Annotated in this window: 14 protein-coding genes and 1 riboswitch; of the genes, 3 read left to right on the top strand and 11 right to left on the bottom strand. The window is 29.3% G+C overall.

Features of this window, described 5'->3' with window-relative positions; genetic code table 11:
* The first annotated feature begins 7 nt into the window (after positions 1–7).
* Entirely contained in the window at positions 8–736 is a 729-nt protein-coding gene (locus tag DY168_RS05225; RefSeq protein ID WP_115640805.1) for a type 1 glutamine amidotransferase, read from the top strand.
* A gap of 133 nt (positions 737–869) precedes the next feature.
* Here the strand turns inward: DY168_RS05225 and DY168_RS05220 are convergent, their stop codons facing one another.
* The 8 genes from DY168_RS05220 to DY168_RS05180 all read right to left on the bottom strand — a co-directional run bounded on the left by DY168_RS05220 (position 870) and on the right by DY168_RS05180 (position 11,094).
* Positions 870–1,664 (bottom strand): DUF4430 domain-containing protein, encoded by a 795-nt coding sequence (locus tag DY168_RS05220; protein ID WP_115640804.1) that lies wholly within the window; start codon positions 1,662–1,664, stop codon positions 870–872.
* A gap of 16 nt (positions 1,665–1,680) precedes the next feature.
* Positions 1,681–3,585 (bottom strand): DUF4430 domain-containing protein, encoded by a 1,905-nt coding sequence (locus DY168_RS05215; RefSeq protein WP_115640803.1) that lies wholly within the window; start codon positions 3,583–3,585, stop codon positions 1,681–1,683.
* Positions 3,586–3,638: 53 nt separating this feature from the next.
* Positions 3,639–4,325, bottom strand: a complete 687-nt coding sequence (locus DY168_RS05210; protein ID WP_115640802.1) for an ECF transporter S component — start codon at positions 4,323–4,325, stop codon at positions 3,639–3,641.
* Positions 4,322–6,016: an ABC transporter ATP-binding protein gene (locus tag DY168_RS05205; protein ID WP_115640801.1), complete on the bottom strand. Its 1,695-nt coding sequence runs from the start codon at positions 6,014–6,016 to the stop codon at positions 4,322–4,324. The genes DY168_RS05210 and DY168_RS05205 overlap by 4 nt, the downstream gene beginning before the upstream one ends.
* A 1-nt stretch (position 6,017) precedes the next feature.
* Positions 6,018–6,881, bottom strand: coding sequence for an energy-coupling factor transporter transmembrane component T (locus tag DY168_RS05200; protein ID WP_115640800.1), 864 nt, complete (start codon positions 6,879–6,881; stop codon positions 6,018–6,020).
* 255 nt (positions 6,882–7,136) lie between these two features.
* Positions 7,137–7,313: riboswitch (cobalamin riboswitch) on the bottom strand.
* Between the two features lie 617 nt (positions 7,314–7,930).
* Positions 7,931–8,308, bottom strand: a complete 378-nt coding sequence (locus DY168_RS05190) for a PqqD family protein (RefSeq protein WP_115640798.1) — start codon at positions 8,306–8,308, stop codon at positions 7,931–7,933.
* A 46-nt stretch (positions 8,309–8,354) separates the two neighbouring features.
* Positions 8,355–10,277 carry an OPT family oligopeptide transporter gene (locus DY168_RS05185; RefSeq protein WP_115640797.1) on the bottom strand — a complete coding sequence of 641 codons (1,923 nt, stop codon included), beginning with the start codon at positions 10,275–10,277 and terminating at the stop codon, positions 8,355–8,357.
* Positions 10,278–10,476: 199 nt separating this feature from the next.
* A complete protein-coding gene (locus DY168_RS05180) occupies positions 10,477–11,094 on the bottom strand; it encodes an NUDIX hydrolase (protein WP_115640796.1) in 618 nt (205 codons plus the stop codon).
* A gap of 103 nt (positions 11,095–11,197) precedes the next feature.
* On the opposite strand from DY168_RS05180, the gene DY168_RS05175 reads away from it, so the two are divergent.
* Positions 11,198–12,316, top strand: a complete 1,119-nt coding sequence (locus DY168_RS05175; RefSeq protein ID WP_115640421.1) for an ISAs1 family transposase — start codon at positions 11,198–11,200, stop codon at positions 12,314–12,316.
* A 370-nt stretch (positions 12,317–12,686) separates the two neighbouring features.
* Positions 12,687–13,943 carry a D-alanyl-D-alanine carboxypeptidase family protein gene (locus DY168_RS05170; RefSeq protein ID WP_115640795.1) on the top strand — a complete coding sequence of 419 codons (1,257 nt, stop codon included), beginning with the start codon at positions 12,687–12,689 and terminating at the stop codon, positions 13,941–13,943.
* Between the two features lie 24 nt (positions 13,944–13,967).
* Here the strand turns inward: DY168_RS05170 and DY168_RS05165 are convergent, their stop codons facing one another.
* The 3 genes from DY168_RS05165 to DY168_RS05155 form a co-directional block, all read right to left on the bottom strand.
* Positions 13,968–14,867 carry a DMT family transporter gene (locus tag DY168_RS05165; protein WP_115640794.1) on the bottom strand — a complete coding sequence of 300 codons (900 nt, stop codon included), beginning with the start codon at positions 14,865–14,867 and terminating at the stop codon, positions 13,968–13,970.
* A gap of 468 nt (positions 14,868–15,335) precedes the next feature.
* Positions 15,336–15,533, bottom strand: a complete 198-nt coding sequence (locus DY168_RS05160) for a hypothetical protein (protein ID WP_115640793.1) — start codon at positions 15,531–15,533, stop codon at positions 15,336–15,338.
* Positions 15,534–15,670: 137 nt separating this feature from the next.
* Positions 15,671–19,192: a 5'-nucleotidase C-terminal domain-containing protein gene (locus DY168_RS05155; protein WP_115640792.1), complete on the bottom strand. Its 3,522-nt coding sequence runs from the start codon at positions 19,190–19,192 to the stop codon at positions 15,671–15,673.
* Positions 19,193–19,219: the final 27 nt, after the last annotated feature.

The following is a 19,219-nucleotide window of genomic DNA, read 5'->3' as shown; positions in this document are numbered from 1 at the left end:
TTATAATATGGAACTTAATATATGTCACTTATATCCTGATCTTTTAAATGTTTATGGAGATGTTGGAAACATTGATATATTAAAATACAGAGCATCAAATAGAAATATAACTGTAAATACTTATAATGTATCTTTAGGAGATGAATTTGATCCTCTAAAATACGATATCGTATTTTTTGGTGGTGGACAGGATTATGAACAGTCAATTGTATCTAACGACCTAATTAAATATAAAAAGGATCCTTTATCTAAGTATATTGAAGACGGTAATGTACTTTTAGCTATTTGTGGTGGCTACCAACTACTTGGTAGATATTACACCACAGGTTCTGGCACTAAATTAGAGGGTCTGTCTTTATTAGATATTTATAGCGAAGCTTCCGATGTTAGATTTATAGGTAATACTATAATAAAAAATGAAACCTTTAACGAAACCTATGTAGGCTTTGAGAATCACTCTGGAAGAACTTATATAGGTGATTTACAACCTTTAGGTAAATGTCTAGAAGGCTTTGGTAATAACGGTGAGGATGGCAATGAAGGGTGCATCTATAAAAACACCTTTTGTACTTATTTTCATGGTTCTTTACTTTCTAAAAATCCTGAACTTGCAGATAGGCTTATTTTAACCGCCTTAGAAAATAAGTATAAAGAAGATATAACATTATCTCCTTTAGATGATGATTTAGAGTTAAAAGCGAAAGATCATATTATAAAAACCTATCTAAAAAAATAAAAAGATTGAGCTTGAATAATGTATTCTAGCTCAATCTTTTTTTATACCTTTTAATATTTAAGTATATTATTTAACTGTCTTTATTTACCTCTTATCTCCCCTGCTTTCTAATATCCATCACATTATAACTTAGTTAATTGTTGATTCCATCTAAAAGGAATTTCCACACTAACTTGTCACCTTTTTTCAAAGTATAGGATAATGATCCTATACCTGGTTTAACACCATTAACGTAATAACACCATCCACTAGTCTTTTCTGGTTTTCTTTCTTCAAGTCCTGCCATACTAGCAAAGTATCCTGACTTTATTCTTTTATTTATTTTATTTTTTTCTAAAATCTCTAAAGTAACATCATATGCACTCTTTCCCTCAATGTTCATATATTCAGAAACTATAACATTTCCAGTTATACCATTAACTATACTTACATTAGGTTCTTGTTTTCTTTCTGGTTCCTTTGGGTTTACAGTAGTGTTATTTTTAGTTTCAGTCTTTACTTCATTGTTTTTGCTTTCACTACTTTGTGTATCACCTTTTGATTCTTTTGTAGGCTCTGAAATCTTTGTTTCAGACTGTGATTTTTTATTTTCTATACTGTCCTTCTCATTTATAGTTTCTTTATTTTCTTTTGTTTTATATTTATCTTTATCTTCTTTTAATTGTTCTTTATTTTCTTTATTTTCTTTTGATTCTTCTTTATTTTCTTTTAATTTTTCGTTACCCTTTTCTTCTTCTGTTGCAGCAACATTTTTATCATCATCTAAAATAGGGTTATCTTTAGATTCTTCAACCTCAGATATTCTAGTATTATCTAAACCCTTAGTACTTAATTTTAATTGTTCTTGCTTTGTAAAAGATTTTGAAAAGATCATTCCACCTACACTAATTAAAATTACAAATGCTAAGATACTTAATTTCTTTTTCATATACTTCGCCTCTACTCTATTTTATTTTTTTAATTCCTGATATAATCAAGGCAAAAGATACAATAATCATGTAATAAAAACTTATAGTACTACCTGTTTTAGGTAATACAGCCATTGGCGATTTATTTTCACCTTTATTGTCTTGTGCTAAATTGCCATGTTCCAAATCGCCTTTTATTAAATTGTCATTTATAATTTCTTCTGTCTTTTTAATTTCATCATTCTTAGTTTCTTCACTTTCTTTTATCTTAAATGAAGGAAGACTTTTAACATCTTTAGATCCTTTATAATAATCGTATGCTCCATTTTTACTAAACTCATCTAGACTTATAAGAGCCCTTAAAGCCTCTTCTGTAGAAATATAATTATTTTTAGACTTATCATCATGATTAAATTGTCCATTATCTCCACTATAGGCTAAAAATGATGATACCAAATCACCTTTTTCTTTAGTAAACATCTCGCCTTCAGGATTTATTCCTAGGGAAGTAAGAGCTATTATAGTAAAGGAATCAGTTTCACTAGAAGCACCATATTGTCCTATAATATCCCCATTTTCATTTTGTAATAAAGATAGAGTTTTTACAGCCTCGTCCACTGAATCCTTTATCTTATTATTATCTATACCTTCTATTTCTCTTCCCCTATAATAGGGTGCTAGTGCGCTGATTACGACTGCTGTCATATCTGGATCTATTTTATCACCGTACCAAGTCCAGCCTACTAGGTTCTTATCATCTGCTTTATAAGATAGCTTTAAACTTAATAGTGATTCTATTAACTCCTTTTCTCCAATCTTATATTCATCTTTAAGACCTAAATAATTATAAGCAAGTAGTCCAAACGCTACCTCATTATTATAAAATTCACTAAGTTTTCTGTTATATAGCTCTTCCACTAAGTTATGACCTACAAAATCATAAGAAGAGTATCCTAAAGCCGTAAGCCCCATTATTTTCGACTCTATATCTATTGCATTTAGATTACTTAAACCATCTTTTTCTATCTCTTCTACCCAAGTTTTTAAATAACCTTCATCTGACTTAATCCCATATTTATCTAGAGACAAAGCTGCCCATGAGTTAGATGAATTGTTTTTGATATAATTTAAAGTTAATTCTAGTTGACCCTTTATATCTTTTGGTTTTTTTACTTCTTCTTTTTTTACTAAGTTATCATCATTAAAATATATAAGAGGTTTGTTTAAATTATCTATAACAAATTTACCTCTATCTTTTATAACTGTTGGAATATTATCCTTTTTATATCCACTAATGCTATATTGATGTTCTCCCTTATTTAAACCTACTACTACTATTTTTCCTTCTGCATTCGTAATATATTCTTTATCACCTATAGTAACTTTAGCATCTTTTATAGGATTAACTATATCCTTATTTAATGTGTAATCAAAATTCTTAAATGAAAAGATCATTTCAAATGGTTCATTTTCTTTTATTACTTCTTTGTTGAAGTCTATAGTGTTTATATACGGTGTATCAAAGTTTCCATAATAAACTACTATGTTGTCACCTTTGTTTAATTTATAACTATCTATAGACACACCGGAAGTCTCTACCTTAGTTCCATTTTTAATATAGTATAACCATCCGTCATAACCTCCAAATTTCCCACTATTAACTCCACTTATGCCCTTTATGAACTTTCCATACTGACTATCTTCGGCCTCAAGATTTATATTGTTTTTATTTAAAACTTTTTCTAAAACTTCATAGGCAGTAGTACCAGTTTCTTTTCCTTCTATTATAGTTTTATCAGGTGCTTCTACCCTTATACTTACTTCCTCAGCAATTACTTCTGATGCCTTAGCTATATTTAAAAAACTAAATTGAAATATTAATAGCATAGCTCCTACAAATAAACTAATATATTTATTAAATCCTCTTAATCTTTTTTGCATTTAATTCACTCCATTCTTTTATTTTTTGAATGTCTTTTGTTCATAAAATAACGTTATTTAGTATAAGTATAATATAATCTGTCCTTATATCTACTTAATACGTTATAAAATTTATCATATAATATTAATACAAATATAAAATTACCTACAGCATGCAATATGTCAAATGGAAGCCCTGTTGCATAGGCAGCTAGTATGGTTTTCCAGTTAATTGGCCTTACAAAACCTATAACGTGCCATATATTCATTATCCAATCAAAAGCAAAACCATAAATAAAGCAGATTAAAGCAAATATTTCTGTAGATGGTTTTTTATCTTTTAGCCCTATAAGTCCTGAAACAGCTCCAACTATGCCCCAAGCCATCATCTGCCACGGAGTCCATGGCCCTTGACCTAAAAACATATTTGATATAAATGCCGCTGTACTTCCTACTAAAAACCCTTCATAACTTCCAAAAACAAGTCCTGATAATGCTACTAAAAAGGTAGTAGGCTGAACTCCTGGTATACCTGAAAATGGTACCCTACTTACAGCCGCCACAGCGCTCAAAGTAGCTATTAAAGCTATTTCCTTAGTTCCTTTTTTGCTTATTTCTAAATATAGAAAGTTCATAACTAAGCTTACAATTACAAACACCGTTAAGTAAAAAGAAAGTTTATCATAATCCTTTAATGTTAAACTTATAATAGACATTAAAAATGGCATTAGTATAGATATTATCATTATTAACTTCTTCATAGTGTTCTCCCTAAGCCCTTTTTATAAAAAGTATTTACGTCTTCTAGATTAAAGATATTTTTATTTATATTGTTAAATAGCTTATGTAGGGTAGTAGTATAATAAAATCCTTCTTTAAATACCTTTTGCATATCACCATCAGAAGTTATCTTTCCATTAAAGAGCATTATAAATCTATTTGCAGAGCTTGCTGCAAAGTCCATATCATGGGTTATTAAAATTATAGTAACTCCAGTACTATTAATTTCTTTTAATATTTCCTGCAACCTTTTCTTGTTTTCGTCATCAAGTCCTCTTGTAGGTTCATCTATTAATAAAACCTTAGGCTCTAAGACTATCATTGTTGCTATTGCTAGTCTTTGTCTTTCTCCACCACTTATATCCCTTGGATTTTTATCTTTTAAATGTTCTAAATTCAGTCTTTTAATAACCTTATTTATTTTACCTTCATCTTTTATGTTGTAATTATCTAAAGTAAATTTAATCTCATTATATACAGAATCTCTAGATATATAATCATTAGGGTTTTGAGATACATATCCAATGCTTTTATAAAAGTCTCTTTTATCTATGTCTCTTGTATTTTTATTTTGAAACCTTATATCTCCAGTGTAGTCAACTAAACTCATAATTGACTTGAAAAATGTAGATTTCCCTGCTCCATTAGGGCCGATTAAAGCACAAAAGTCTCCTTTTTTTATATTTAGGTTTATATTATTTAACACTAAGTTATCATCATATTTAACTTTTAAACCCTTAATAGATATTTCTCCTTCCTCTTTTTCCTTCTTTGAAAAAAGTTTGCCTATTAAAGATTTGGTCTTTATCTCCTTATGCTCTTTATCTTTATTAAGCCTTTCCGCTACTTTTATCTTTATACCTAATTGCTTTTCCATGATTATCCTAGCACCTTTAAAGGTTTTTGGACTTTCTTTAATATTCATATATCTTAAAGCCTCAATGTAAGAGGGCATAAAACTACTATTATTTGTATTCAAAAAGTCCTCTGGAATTCCAAAAAAGTCTATCTTACCTTGATTCATAAATATTATCTTATCAGAAAACTCCATCCACCTTTCCATTCTTTGTTCTATTACTATGATTGTTACACCTAATTCTTCATTTATCTTTTTAATTAAGTTTATGATCTCTTCAGCTGAAGATGGGTCTAACTGTGATGTTGGCTCGTCTAATATTATACATTCATCTCTCATAGCTAATGCTGAAGCAATAACCACCTTTTGTTTTTCTCCTCCTGATAGAGTTTTTATATCTCTATTATAAAAGTCTAATAAACTACAAAATTGAAGTGATTCAAATAGTCTTTTTTGAATATCTGACGTTTCAAGTCCTATATTTTCAAGTCCAAAGGCTATTTCTCTATGAACCTTATTCATAATTAATTGTTTTTCTGGATCTTGAAATACCATAGATACATTTCTCCTATGGTTATCACCTGTTTCATTAATACAATTAACTCCTTCAATTTCTATCTTCCCTCTTAGCCTTCCACCATAAAAGTTCGGTATGCTACCTGATATTACCTTAGCTAATGTTGATTTTCCCGATCCTGATTTTCCAATTACTAAAACAAATTCTCCCTTTTCTATATCTGTGTTTATATCTTTTAATGAGTCATTAATAGCATTTGGATACTTATAACTCAAATTATTCAATTTAATGTGATTCATATTAGTTTTCCTTTCTAGTGATTATACTTTTTATTGTTAAAAGGTTTATAATAGCACTAAGTATTATTATACTGCCTATAGTTACTGAATATATTGATATCATATTTAGTTCTTTAAAGTCATTGTAGATATCAAAGTTAACCTTATAATATTTAGATATTATAAGGTAGCTAATAAAACTTATAGCTGACATTGATATAACTAAAATATCACTAAAAAGATATTCTTCCTTTTCGTATATTCCTCTATTTCCTCTAAGTGAACCTCTTATGTAACAAGATTCTGCTATATCAAAAGAGTTTTCTAAAGAATCTTCAAGGAGTATTGAAAGTATTGGAATAGAACTTTTTATTCTAGCACTGATACCTTTTACTTTATAATCAAGTCCTCTTATAGTGTATATATCTTTAAGAGTATTTAATCTATTTTCCATATTAGGTATAAGTTTAATTCCTATTAGCATCATAAGTGAAGTCTTTGGTAATTTGTTTGAGAAATATGAAACTGCTTTATCAGAATCTATCATAAGTTCTAATGAAATAAATATAACAAATACTATTAGTATTTTATAACTCATTATAAGGGCATAAACTATTACCTCTAAATTTATCTGCCTTCCTAAAATGGTTATTAATTTAGTATTTCCCGCCTGTACAAAGAATGAATTTATAATTAAAGTCGCTAATGCTAATGAGAAAAGATAAGGCAAGGATCTTTTATATTTGTAAAATCCATTGTATAAATAAGCTACTGTAAGATTCCATATAAGTATTGATGTTAATATAATAAAATTGTTAGTTAAAAGCGAAATAAATAGCATAATAAGATTTATAATAATTGTTGTCATAGTATGATATCTTTTCAATAAAGCCACGTCCTTTAAGGTGTTTTGTTTCTTAATTTTTAAAAAACTATCTTTAGATAATAGTTGAATTTGAATCTTAGATTAGCTATTACTTACATAATTTTTGTCAAAATGCAAAAAGCCGAACTTAAAAGTTCGGCAAAGATTCAAAGTTTTTAAATCTCTACCTTCCCTCCGAAGGTAATTTAAATTTATGCATCTTAAAGAAATAAAAATAAAGTATACTAGTATCCCTTATATATTTAATTACTTTTAGATGTGTTAAAGAAAATATAAGATATCCTGGCTTGCACTTCTTCCTCTTGGTAGCCTTCCCAGAAAATCCAGTGGCTATTACCTTAGTCCATGCTTACAGTAGCGGGGGCTGCTACGGGATTCAACCGTATTCCCTTATATATTCTATATTAAATTTATATTATATTAAGTTTATCATTAAAAGCTTTAATAGTAAACATTCTATTTTTAAAACAAAAGAAATATGATTAGACTATGACTTTATAATTTTGATTTAATATTCTATTTTATATATTAAACATTAAAGGTGTATTATCTATAAATTTTTGGAAACAATAAGTTTATAAATCTTATGGTGGTGATTATATGAATATTACAAGTATTTCTATGTCCTATGTATTTTTAGTTATACTTATTATTAACCTGTTGTGTTTTTTATATTTTAAGTTTTTATTTGTATCCTCTTCAAAGGAAAATAAAAAACATGATGCTATAGTGGGAGATATGAAAGATCCCGCTTCCTGGCGTAAAACTAACAATATAATGTCCTATACTTCTTTATTTTGGTCTTTAATTTCTTTAATACTATTTGTATATACAAAATTCTTTTTAACTTCTGGGCTTATAAGCATACTTATTCCTTTCGCTTACATATTTTTTATAATTATAAGCTTCCTAGTATTATCTAAAAAAAAGTGATTATTTAACTAAGCATTTTAGTTTTAGGTAAATCTTAAGAGTAGCTCTACAAATAATAAAGGCTACTCTTATCTTTTTATTGCTGTCTATAATTGCTATCTATATTAGAATCTTTTTTATAAACTTATAGTTTCATCTTTCTTAAATGATATCCAACCTTTTTTATTTAAATATTTGAGATATAAAATAAGCCTATCATATATAGGGTAACAATCATCTCCAAATTTTTTAAAAAGCATTCTTCCGATATCATGTATATTACTTTTTCCATCTATTAAAAGCCAAACTTCACTACCTATAATATCAAGCTGAACCTCACTTTTATAAGGTCTTTTCACAAGCCATCTTAATACCTTTTCTAAAGGTTTATCGTGTATAAATATAAGATAAACGTTTCCTTTTCTTACCTCATATAAATCATGTTTTATTATTGGAATGTAAAGAAGAAAATTATCAGATTCATTCTTTACTTCACTTGATGATAATTTTGACATATATGATCCTCCTAAAACTTTAGGAGAGCTTAGCTCTCCTATTTTACTAATTATTATCTACTTTAACAGTATGCCTATAAAATAATGTAGCAAATATAAATAACACCGCTGCTGACGTCCAGTTACTCCCAGCTAAATTCGGTATTATTTTAGGTCCTATTGCAAGAGCTGAATCTAATTTTAATGCTGCAAAGATTGCTATTATTATGCCAACCAAAGCATCTCCAGCAACTAAACCCGATGCGGTAAGTATTCCTTTTTCATTTTGAATCTTAAGTTGATTTTCATTTTTCTTATATTTCTTTTCTACAAGTACTCTTAAAATACCACCTATTAATACACCTGCACTTAGGTTTATTGGTAAATATAATCCTAATGCGAAAGGAAGCACTGGTATTCCCATAAGTTCACACATAAATGCAAGAGTCATTCCAGCTATAACAAGTGTCCACGGTAATTCTCCACTCATAACACCTTGCACAATCATAGCCATCATATTAGCTTGAGGAGCTGGTACAGCTGTTGATCCTAAGCCATAAACATTACTTAGCATAAGTATTACAGCTCCTATAACGACAGATGATGCAACTATAGCTATGAACATACTAATTTCAACCTTTTTAGGCGTTCCTCCTATAATAAATGTAGTTTTCAAGCTTTGTGCTGATCCACCCGCTACAGCTGCAGCTACACAAACTATAGATGCTGTTATTATTGCTGCTAACATACCTGCATCTCCAACTTTCCCTGTAGCCTTTAATATTCCTGTTATAAACAATAAAGATGCAATAGTCATACCTGATATAGGATTATTTGAAGTACCTATAAGTCCTACTATTCTAGCAGAAACTACTGCAAAAAAGAATGAACATATAATTCCAAGTATAGCACCAAGCCAGCCTGTTCCAACTGTCTTTGGCATAATCCAAGATGCAACAAATACTAATACAGAACCACCTATAACCCATGTTATTGGTAAGTCCTCATCTTTTGACATATTCGCATTAGATTTCATACCTGATAAAGCTGTTTTAAAAGATCTTACTATAGTTGGCATAGATTTTATTATACTTATAAGTCCACCAGCCGCTACTGCCCCTGCACCTATATACTTTACATAGGAAGTTGAAATTTCTTTTGCTGTCATTTCAGAAATTAATTTTACTGATGGAAATATTACAGTATTTATACTATCTCCAAAGTATTTTATTAATGGTACTAATGTGAAATTAGCAACTAAAGCTCCTGCAAACATATAGGTAGCTATTTGTATTCCAACAATATAACCAACACCAACTAGGGATGCCATAGCATCTATTCCAAACATCGTTCCATGAAATGGCTTTATAATCCATACTGGAGATTCTCCCCACAATTGAAATGCACCAGAGAAGAACTTATATATACCCCCACCTAAAAGTCCTGTCATCATGTTTTTAAAGCCACTTCCACCTGCACTACTGTTTACAAGAACTTCAGCAGTAGCCATAGATTCAGGATATATAAGATTTCCATGTTCTTCAACAATTAAATATTTTCTAATTGGAATAACAAATAAAATCCCAAGTAATCCTCCTAATATAGCAACTAAAATAATAGTCGTTAATTTTAATTCGTTACCTAATACTATAACCGCAGGAATAATAAAAATTAATCCTCCCGCAAGGGACTCTCCCATACATGCCATAGATTGAATAATATTTGTTTCTAATATATTATTCTTTTTAAATATTCCTTTTAATATTGATGTTGCTATAATAGCTGAAGGAATACCAGCTGCTATAGTCATCCCTACCTTTAGACCAAGATAAGTATTAGCGGCACCAAAAATAATAGCAACTATACACCCAAAAACTATAGATATAACAGTTATTTCAGAGAATGCATCTTTTACAGAAATATAAGGTATATAATCTTCTCCTTTAACACCTCCATAAGCTGTACTAGATAGACCTTTTTTTTCTTCCATTATATTTACTCCCTTCTTTAATTACATCTATTAAAATATATGAATATTTTCTTCTAAAAATCCCTATAAATTAATATTTTTTATGTTAAATCTTAAAGTAGATGGGTAAACGTTATAATACTAACAGTCTTTTATTAAGCTTTTATTTAAATCTTCAAAAAGTATTTATAAATTTACTAACCCCTCATGTCAATATTTATTACTTATAATCTTTCTTTATAATATCTACAAACCCTTTTACTATCCTAGCAGTAAATCCCCATATAACATGGTTTTCATACTTATAAAAGTACTGTGATAATATCCCCTTAGAAAAATTATAACTTTCTCCCTTATTTATTAATTCAAAAGGAAATCCCTCTGTACTTTTAGGCCCTATCTCCATTTCATAAAAAATTGGTTCTTCCTCTAAGAAGAATTCTAGTGGCACCTTAAATATATGATCTACTTCATAAGGACTTGGAATTATATCCTTATTACCTATAAACTCACCTACAAAGGTATACATAATGCTTCCATAAGGAGTTATAAAGTAATCCATTTCTCCTATGTATTCTATGTCTTTTCTTATTAGATTTAATTCCTCCATAGTTTCTCTTATAGCAGCTTCTTTTGGTGATTCACCTTTTTCGATCTTTCCGCCTGGAAGACACACATCTCCTGGTTGATGTCTTAATGTTAATGCTCTAACTTCAAATATTATATAGGTTACTCCATTTGTATTTTCTAATAAAATCATTACAGAGCTTTTCTTAAAGTCACCCATTATACCAGCTTTTCTTTTATTAAATACACTTTTTATATCTTGTATACTCATTGTACCACCTCAGGGCAATTGCATTTAAAAACTTGAGTTAAATCCCTTTACATAGTAGAATTTATTTAATAATATTACTAATGTAAAGGGGATTTTTATAATTATGTATCACGAACTTTCAAATTCTTTTATAAGCATTTCAGACCCAAGAGATAATAATTCAAAACATAAGCTTATTGATATACTAACAATAGCAACTTGTGCAATAATATGCGGAGCCGATACATGGACAGATATAGCTCAATATGGCACATCAAAACAAGAGTGGTTTTCAACATTCTTAGAGCTTAATCATGGGATACCATCCCATGATACTTTTGGAAGAGTATTTTCTATTATTAATCCAAAAGAATTTCAGGAAGCGTTTATTAAGTGGATCAAAGATATTTCTGATAAAGTTACTGGTGACGTAATTGCCATAGATGGCAAGACAGTTAGGCATTCCTTTGATACAAGTAACAATAAATCAGCTATTCATATGGTAAGTGCATGGTCAAATCAGTTAGGTTTAGTTTTAGGTCAGATAAAGGTTAATGATAAATCAAATGAAATAACAGCAATTCCAGAATTATTAGATAAGATAGATATAAATAAATCTATAGTAACAATTGATGCTATGGGTACTCAAAAAAATATAGCTAAAAAAATAATCAAAAAGGGCGGAGATTATGTTTTAGCTTTAAAAGGTAATCATAAAAACTTTTCCAACGATATAAAATACTTTTTTGAAGAAGAATCTAAGAATAAATTTGCTGATGTTGAATATAGTTTTTTCAAGACTACTAACAAAGATCATGGCAGAATTGAAACACGTAAACATTACTTAATTAACGATTTAAACTGGCTTTCACAGAAGTCAGAGTGGAAAAACCTAAATAGTATAATTATGGTTGAATCTGAAAGAACCATAGGCGATAAAACATCTAAAGAAAGAAGGTATTATATTTCGAGCTTAACAGAAAATGTTGAAAAGGTTGCTGATGCCATTAGAAAACATTGGGGAATAGAGAATAGCTTACATTGGATTTTAGATATTGCTTTTAGAGAAGATGATAGCAGAATAAGAATTGAAAATGCAGCTGAAAACTTTGCCATCTTAAGGCATATAGCTTTAAACTTATTAAAAAATGAAAAATCAGTAAAGATTGGTGTAAAAGCTAAAAGACTCAAATCCGGTTGGGATAATGATTATTTAAGAAAGGTTTTAACTTCAATCCAATAGAAACATCGTTTTCATAAAGTTATTACAGTTCTAATATCTTAAGTAAACGTTATATTAAACTTCTATATTTTCAAGTGCAACAATATCCTTATACTACCAAAATATGATTAAACTTTAGCTCATTACAATATAAGGATGCAATTGCCCTGGTACCACCTCTATTATGGTTGTTTTATTTTTTTAAAAATGTTATACTGATGAAGGTTTTAGACGCTCATATTAAATTATATAATATTATCTTAAATTATATAATATTATTTTAAATAACATTGTAATACGTAAATGATATTTAAAAATAAAAGTTCTATAACTATAATCTCAAAATATTAATAATATTTGAAGATAATTAAAGTTAAAAAGGAGAAATTTCATGAAAAAGATTACTTTAGTAAAAAGTATGGTTTTTGCATTATCATTAAGTTTATTTTCACCTATGATTTCTGCTAAAGCTGATGCTGTACAAGTTCCAAAGATTTATGCCAAATCTGCTGTAGTTGTTGACATGGATACTATGGAAGTCATACTCGATCTTAATTCAGAGGATAAAATGTATCCTGCAAGTACAACAAAACTTATGACAGCTATATTACTTGCTGAAAACAAAAGCAAGGAGGATGTTTTAACCTATACTAAAAGTGCTAAAAAGCAACCAGCTTATTCTTTAAACGCTAGTGTAAAGCCTATTGATGTAGGTTCAACTATGACATCTAACGATGTTATGAAGGCACTTTTATTATATTCTGCTAATGATTCTGCTTATATAATAGCAGATAATGTAGCTACTGATTCTGATATATTTATTGAAATGATGAATGAAAAAGCTAAAGAATTCGGAATGAAAAGCACAAATTTTGTAACTGCAAATGGTTTACATGATGAAAATCACTATAGTACCGCCTTAGACATAGCCATATTAGGTAAAAAATCTTATGATAATTCGTGGGTTAGAGAAACCTTATCTATAAAAAAGGATTCTATAGAACTCCCTAATAAAGATAAATTTTTAGTAGAAAATAGAAATAAGTTTTTAGGACAAAAAGGTAACATAGGTGGAAAGACCGGTTATACTTCTGAAGCTGGCAAGTGTTTTGTTTCAATATATGAAAGAGATGGAAGAAGACTTGTATCTGTAGTTTTAAAATCTATATTTGATAGTGAAGATTTAGCTATATTCAATGATACTGAAAAGATTATAGATGCTAGCTATAGTGCAAAAAAAACTACTCTTATTAGTAAAGGTGACATTATTGAAACTTTGCCAATACAATATAAATCCTTTGGGATTTTTGGTCCTTCTAAGACCATAGATGTTCCTTTAACTTTAAAGGAAGATATTGAGTATTATGAAAATCCTATAAATACGCAGTCTATTAAAAAAGATATTAATACAGTAGGACTTAATCCTTGGAAATTGAACAAGAATCTCAGTGCTGCTAAACTAACATTAAAAGAACCTTTAGTTTCAAAAAAATATGCATTATATCCTAAGGTCTCAACATCCGATTTAATAAAGGCTAATTTACTTCTTTATATCGGAACCTTAATTTCTATAATAATAATAACAGTTCTTGTATTGTTTTTTAAGTCAAAATTAAAAAGAAATACTAATAAAAAAATATACTTCTAATATTAGAAGTATATTTTTTTTATTTTATATAGACTTTTCAAACGTCTTTTTACTAAACTTATCCTCAAAATTAACCAGGAATACTCCTGTAATTATAATTATACTCCCTATTACCTGTATAAAAGCAACACTCTCTTTTAATATAAGTGCTGATGCTGATAAACTTATTATTGGTTGTAAATTGATATATGTAGTTATAACCGTTGGCCCTAGTTTCTTTAAACAAAATATATATATTATATATCCTGCAACGGAACATGCTATAGAAAGGTAAAGTATATTGATAATAGCTAAATTTGAAGGCATGGTTGGTTTTGATATTAGTAAAGCAGGACTTAGAAAAATTGTTCCAAATATAGTCTGATAAGCACTTATAGTTATACTCTTATATTCACCTTTAAACTTACTAGTTACTATATTATATATAACCCAACTTATAGCAGCTCCAAGAGCCATTAAATCCCCTAATGTTCCTGAAGAAAATAAATTAACCTTGTCTTTACTTGAAACAACTATTATTATTCCTATAACACTTAAAGTAGCTCCTAATATTTTAAATGTAGTAAGCTTTTCTTTAAATATTATTCTTTGTGATAATAATGTAAATATTGGTATTGATGATATAAGTATTGATACATTTGAAGCAGACGTAAATGATACAGCATAATTTTCAAAAAAGAAATATAATGCTACTCCAAAGAATCCTCCAATCATCATTTTTAACTTATCTTCTTTTAATACCTTTTCCTCTGGATACTTTAATTTCATTATAGTATATAAAATTATAGATGCTATTAAGAATCTATAAAATGCCACAAGTGTAGGCTCAATTTCTGAAACTACTACCTTAATGCTTAAATAGGATAGTCCCCATATAAACATAAGTAATATGGCTAAGCCATGATATACCTTTTTATTTTGCATTACAAATCCCCCTTAATTTAAATCCCACATATAAATTATAATTGAACTTTTACAATAATTCATTAAAATATTCATAAGTTTTTAATATTATGTCACATAATGTGATATACAACACATAACTAATTTAAAAAAGACCCAAACGAAAGAACTAATTACTGTCACGTTCTAATATTTGTTTCTTAAAAGGACTATGTGCTCCTGTGGGTTCAATCTTACCTTGAAATAAGGATTTTATAAATAAGTCTAGGAAGAATAGACAACTTATGGGTGGTGGTCTTAGACAGTAAGGATTTTTAGCTGTAGCTTCCATTGTAGCCTTAAATGATATGATTGGAAATCTTAAATTTGACCATGAAAATGGAATAAAAATAAAACCTCCTGAAGATTGTGATATGAGATTTGTTACAAACTATTGGGTAAGAAAAAAGGATATCGTAAAAATGGTATATACATTAAAAATATTAATAATTAAATAGATATATGGAAGGGACTTAAGTCCCTTCCCTTGCATCCAATATCATCTACACTAATAGCAACATAATTAGTGTAGGTTTCATTAAAAGTATTTTTACCCTTAAGATAAATTATTCCAAAGATAGAAATAATGCAGATTATAATGATTATCAGTCCCACAATTATTTGTTTTTTCTTTATAACAATAAACATTTTATCACCCCTATACTATTTATACTTTTCTTTTAGTAAGTTTATGTTGGATAAATAAAAGTTATTGCTAATTTATATTTATAATAAAAAATAAGTACCTTAATTAATTAAGATACTTATTTTCCCAGTTAAAATTATTATGCTACATCTTCTTTTTTCTTTTTATATTTATCATTTAAGAATAAATATATTCCAACTAATACAATAAGTGATCCTAATGTTATTAGTTGTGATACCCCTACTATTGAACCTGTCTTTGGTAAATTTATTTTATTAATTGCTATTTTTGAATCTTTATCTGCTATAATCGTTCCACTTTCAGGCTTATCTAAGTCTTCTTTTGGATTTTGTCCTTGATTACCCTTTGGTTCATCTATAGTAGCATCTTCTCCTGCTATTAAATGATCTTCATATTTAAAAGATACATGTCCCATAGATTTTATTATCTTAACCATAGAATCTCTTATGGGCTCTCCAGTATCCACTACATCAATAGCATTTGAAAAGTCATAATTATCACCTTTATCCATCATAAAGTCATTAGTAACTACTGTATAGTATTTTACCATATCTATTGGGGTACCATCTAATAATCTCATAGATGTAACCCGCTCTCCAGCCTTTGCATCCTTATCATAATATACTTTTATACCGTAAAATTGTCCCCAACCAAATCCTTCAGGCATTATACCATGTTCTATTGCCTTTTTAAGATCTGAACCTTTAAGCTTCATAGTTACAAGTGTATTATCAAAGGGGAATACTTCATACATCTTACCCATAGTTATATTACCTTTATCTATAGGTGTTCTTATTCCTCCACCATTAGTTATCCCTATTTGAACTCCTGCAGCTTCAGCCATAAGCTTTGTTGTAAACTGGCCAAGTACTGACAGTCCGTCGTCTCTATTATGTGTTAAGTCTGTATCTAAAGTGGCTATTTCTTCATTTAAAATTGGTTCTAATTCTTTATTATATCCATCATACATTTTTTTAACTTCTGGATCTTCAACTAAATCTTTTCTTAAATATAAATCTTCTACACTATTCATAACCTTAGATAACTTTCCACTATCCTTATTAAATTCTAAAGATAATTTAGCTAAGGCTCTTCCGTTATTTCTAGCTTGTACAACTGGAATTCCATTTACTATTCCATTTACATATTGATGAGAGTGAGCACTTATAACAGCATCAATTCCATTAGCATTCTTAGCTAAGTTTGCTGCTTCCCCTGTAATTTCTTTTGTCTTAGAATCTTGTGAAGCTCCTAAGTGAGTAAGTGCTATAATAGCATCTACATTTTCGGTTTCTCTTATCTTTTTAGCCCAAGTATTTACACTTTCTACTGGGTCTTTAAATTCAATATTTTTAACATTTTCAGGTTTTGTCTTGTAAGCTGTTTCCGGAGTAGCGATTCCTATAAATGCTATTCTCTTTCCACCTTTTTCAATAACCTTATAAGGATTAGCCCATTCTACTGGCTCTCCTGTTGCTTTATCATAAATATTAGTTGCTAGAAAATCAAATCCTCCTGTTTTTGCCCATCCAGGTATTAAATCTTGTCCCCAATCAAACTCGTGGTTACCTACTGCTGAAACTTCAAGTCCTATTAACTTTAAGAACTTTGCTACTGGTTCACCCTTCTTTAAATTGGACATTGGACTTCCCTGGAATAAGTCACCAGCTGCAACTACTATTGTGTTAGGATTTTCAACTTTTAGTCTATTTATTTCCCCTGCAAGCTTTGCAGCTCCTATATTTTTACCTTCGCATTTTAATGCTCCATGGAAATCATTTAGAGATAAAATATCTACAATGTTATTATCTAGCATCAATAAGTCTTTAGTCGTTATAGACTTTACGTTTGGAGTTCTTCCATCTTCTGATCTTGGTATATTTAATTTACCTTCATTAATTAATTTAATTACGGAAGCTCTATCAGAAGCATCCCACTTATATCCTGTTAAAGCCCAATTTTCATCTTTTTCTGGAGTTATAATTCCTTTCTTCTCTTCTACTATATATTTTTTTATTAAGTCTCTTATTCTTCCATCATCACCCATAGTTTTAAAAGAATCATAGATAACTTCTACATTTTCACCTTTGAATAGTCCTGTTTGATCATTTAGCAGTGTAGTATTAGCTCTATAATCATTTACTGCAAGCTTTATTATCTCATTGTCTTTAATAGGTGTTCCATCCATATGAGTTAAGTCTACTATTCTACTTCCTGCTTCTTTTGATATGTCTATATTATACTTAACTCCTCTAAACATATCATAGTTATAATTTCTTACATTTTGATTAAAAGATATAGTTAAATCTCCTGGCTTAAATGTATTATAATAAGTAGCAGACCATTCCATATATCTTTTTAATTGTTTTCCATTGACTTTTAATACTCTTAAAGTATTATCAAACTTATATATTGATGTAGTACCTGATTTAGTTATTGGTCCTTCTTTCATATTCGCAGTGTCTCTAAATAAAGCTGCAGATGACACATCAGCATTTCCGTAAAACATTTGAACCTTATTTATAAGGTCTATCATAGCTGTAGGCTCAAGTTGAGCTTGCGGTATGTCCTTTATTTCTGATTTTGGTGCTAAATCTCCACCCTTTAATTCTCCAATAACTGCTTTTGCATCAGCTATAGCTCTATCATGTTGAGGTTTTAATTTATTCACTAAATTTGCATCTACTAAAGCAGGCTTGCCACCTTTAGGTGAGACTGAAACAACCTTTGACTTTACGTCATCTTTTCTATTTTCTATAACCTTTTTGCCATCTTTTTCAGTAACTTTAATATCTATAACTGAAAGTGCGTTAGCTTGTCTGTAAGGTTCTGTTATAATAACATCCCCTTCTCTTTCCCCTTGTATAGTTGAGTGAGCATGTCCTGCTACTATGGCTGCAAGATCTGGAACAGCTTTAGCAAGTTCTCTTGCAGAGTCTCCATTACCATACTCCTCATCAATTCCTGCATGAATTAAGCCTATCATAATATCAACTTGGCCTCTTAATGCTTCTGCTACCTTTTTAGCTTCCTCAGCAGGATTTGTTGCAGTGTATCCCTTTAAATTTTCCGAATCCCATTTCATGACATGTGGAGTTACCATTCCAATTATTCCTATCTTAACCCCGTCTTTTTCTATTATTTTATAAGAGCTTGCTATTGGATTGTTACCGGAATCAAATACATTCCCACATAAAACTTCTCCAGTAAATTTAGAACTTACAGTTTTAAGTGTATCCATACCATAATTAAATTCATGATTTCCAAGATTCCAAACATCATATTCCATTTCATTCATAGCTAGAACCATTGGATGAACTTCATCTTTTAAAAATAATGATGATGAGTTATCTTGTATCGTATCACCATTATCAACTAACACAGTATTTGGATTTTTAAGTCTTAATTCTTTTACCATCGTCGATATTTGAACCATACTTCCACTTAAGTCTTCTGAACCTGTTGCATAATCATAAGGCATGAACCTACCATGCATATCTGAGGTAGCAATAACTTGGATATTTGTCACATCCTTTTCACTAGCAAAAACCTTTAAGTCCATTGGAGTAATGAAACTTAAGATCATTATTAAGGATACAAAAGATGCTATGTACCTTTTTGACTTTAATTTTTTAAACAAAGACTTCGCCCCCTTATAATATTATCC

Origin of the sequence: Clostridium putrefaciens, assembly GCF_900461105.1 — a bacterium.
In the GTDB taxonomy this organism is placed as follows: Bacteria; Bacillota; Clostridia; order Clostridiales; family Clostridiaceae; genus Clostridium_L; species Clostridium_L putrefaciens.
This window is presented reverse-complemented; position numbering and strand designations above follow the sequence as displayed.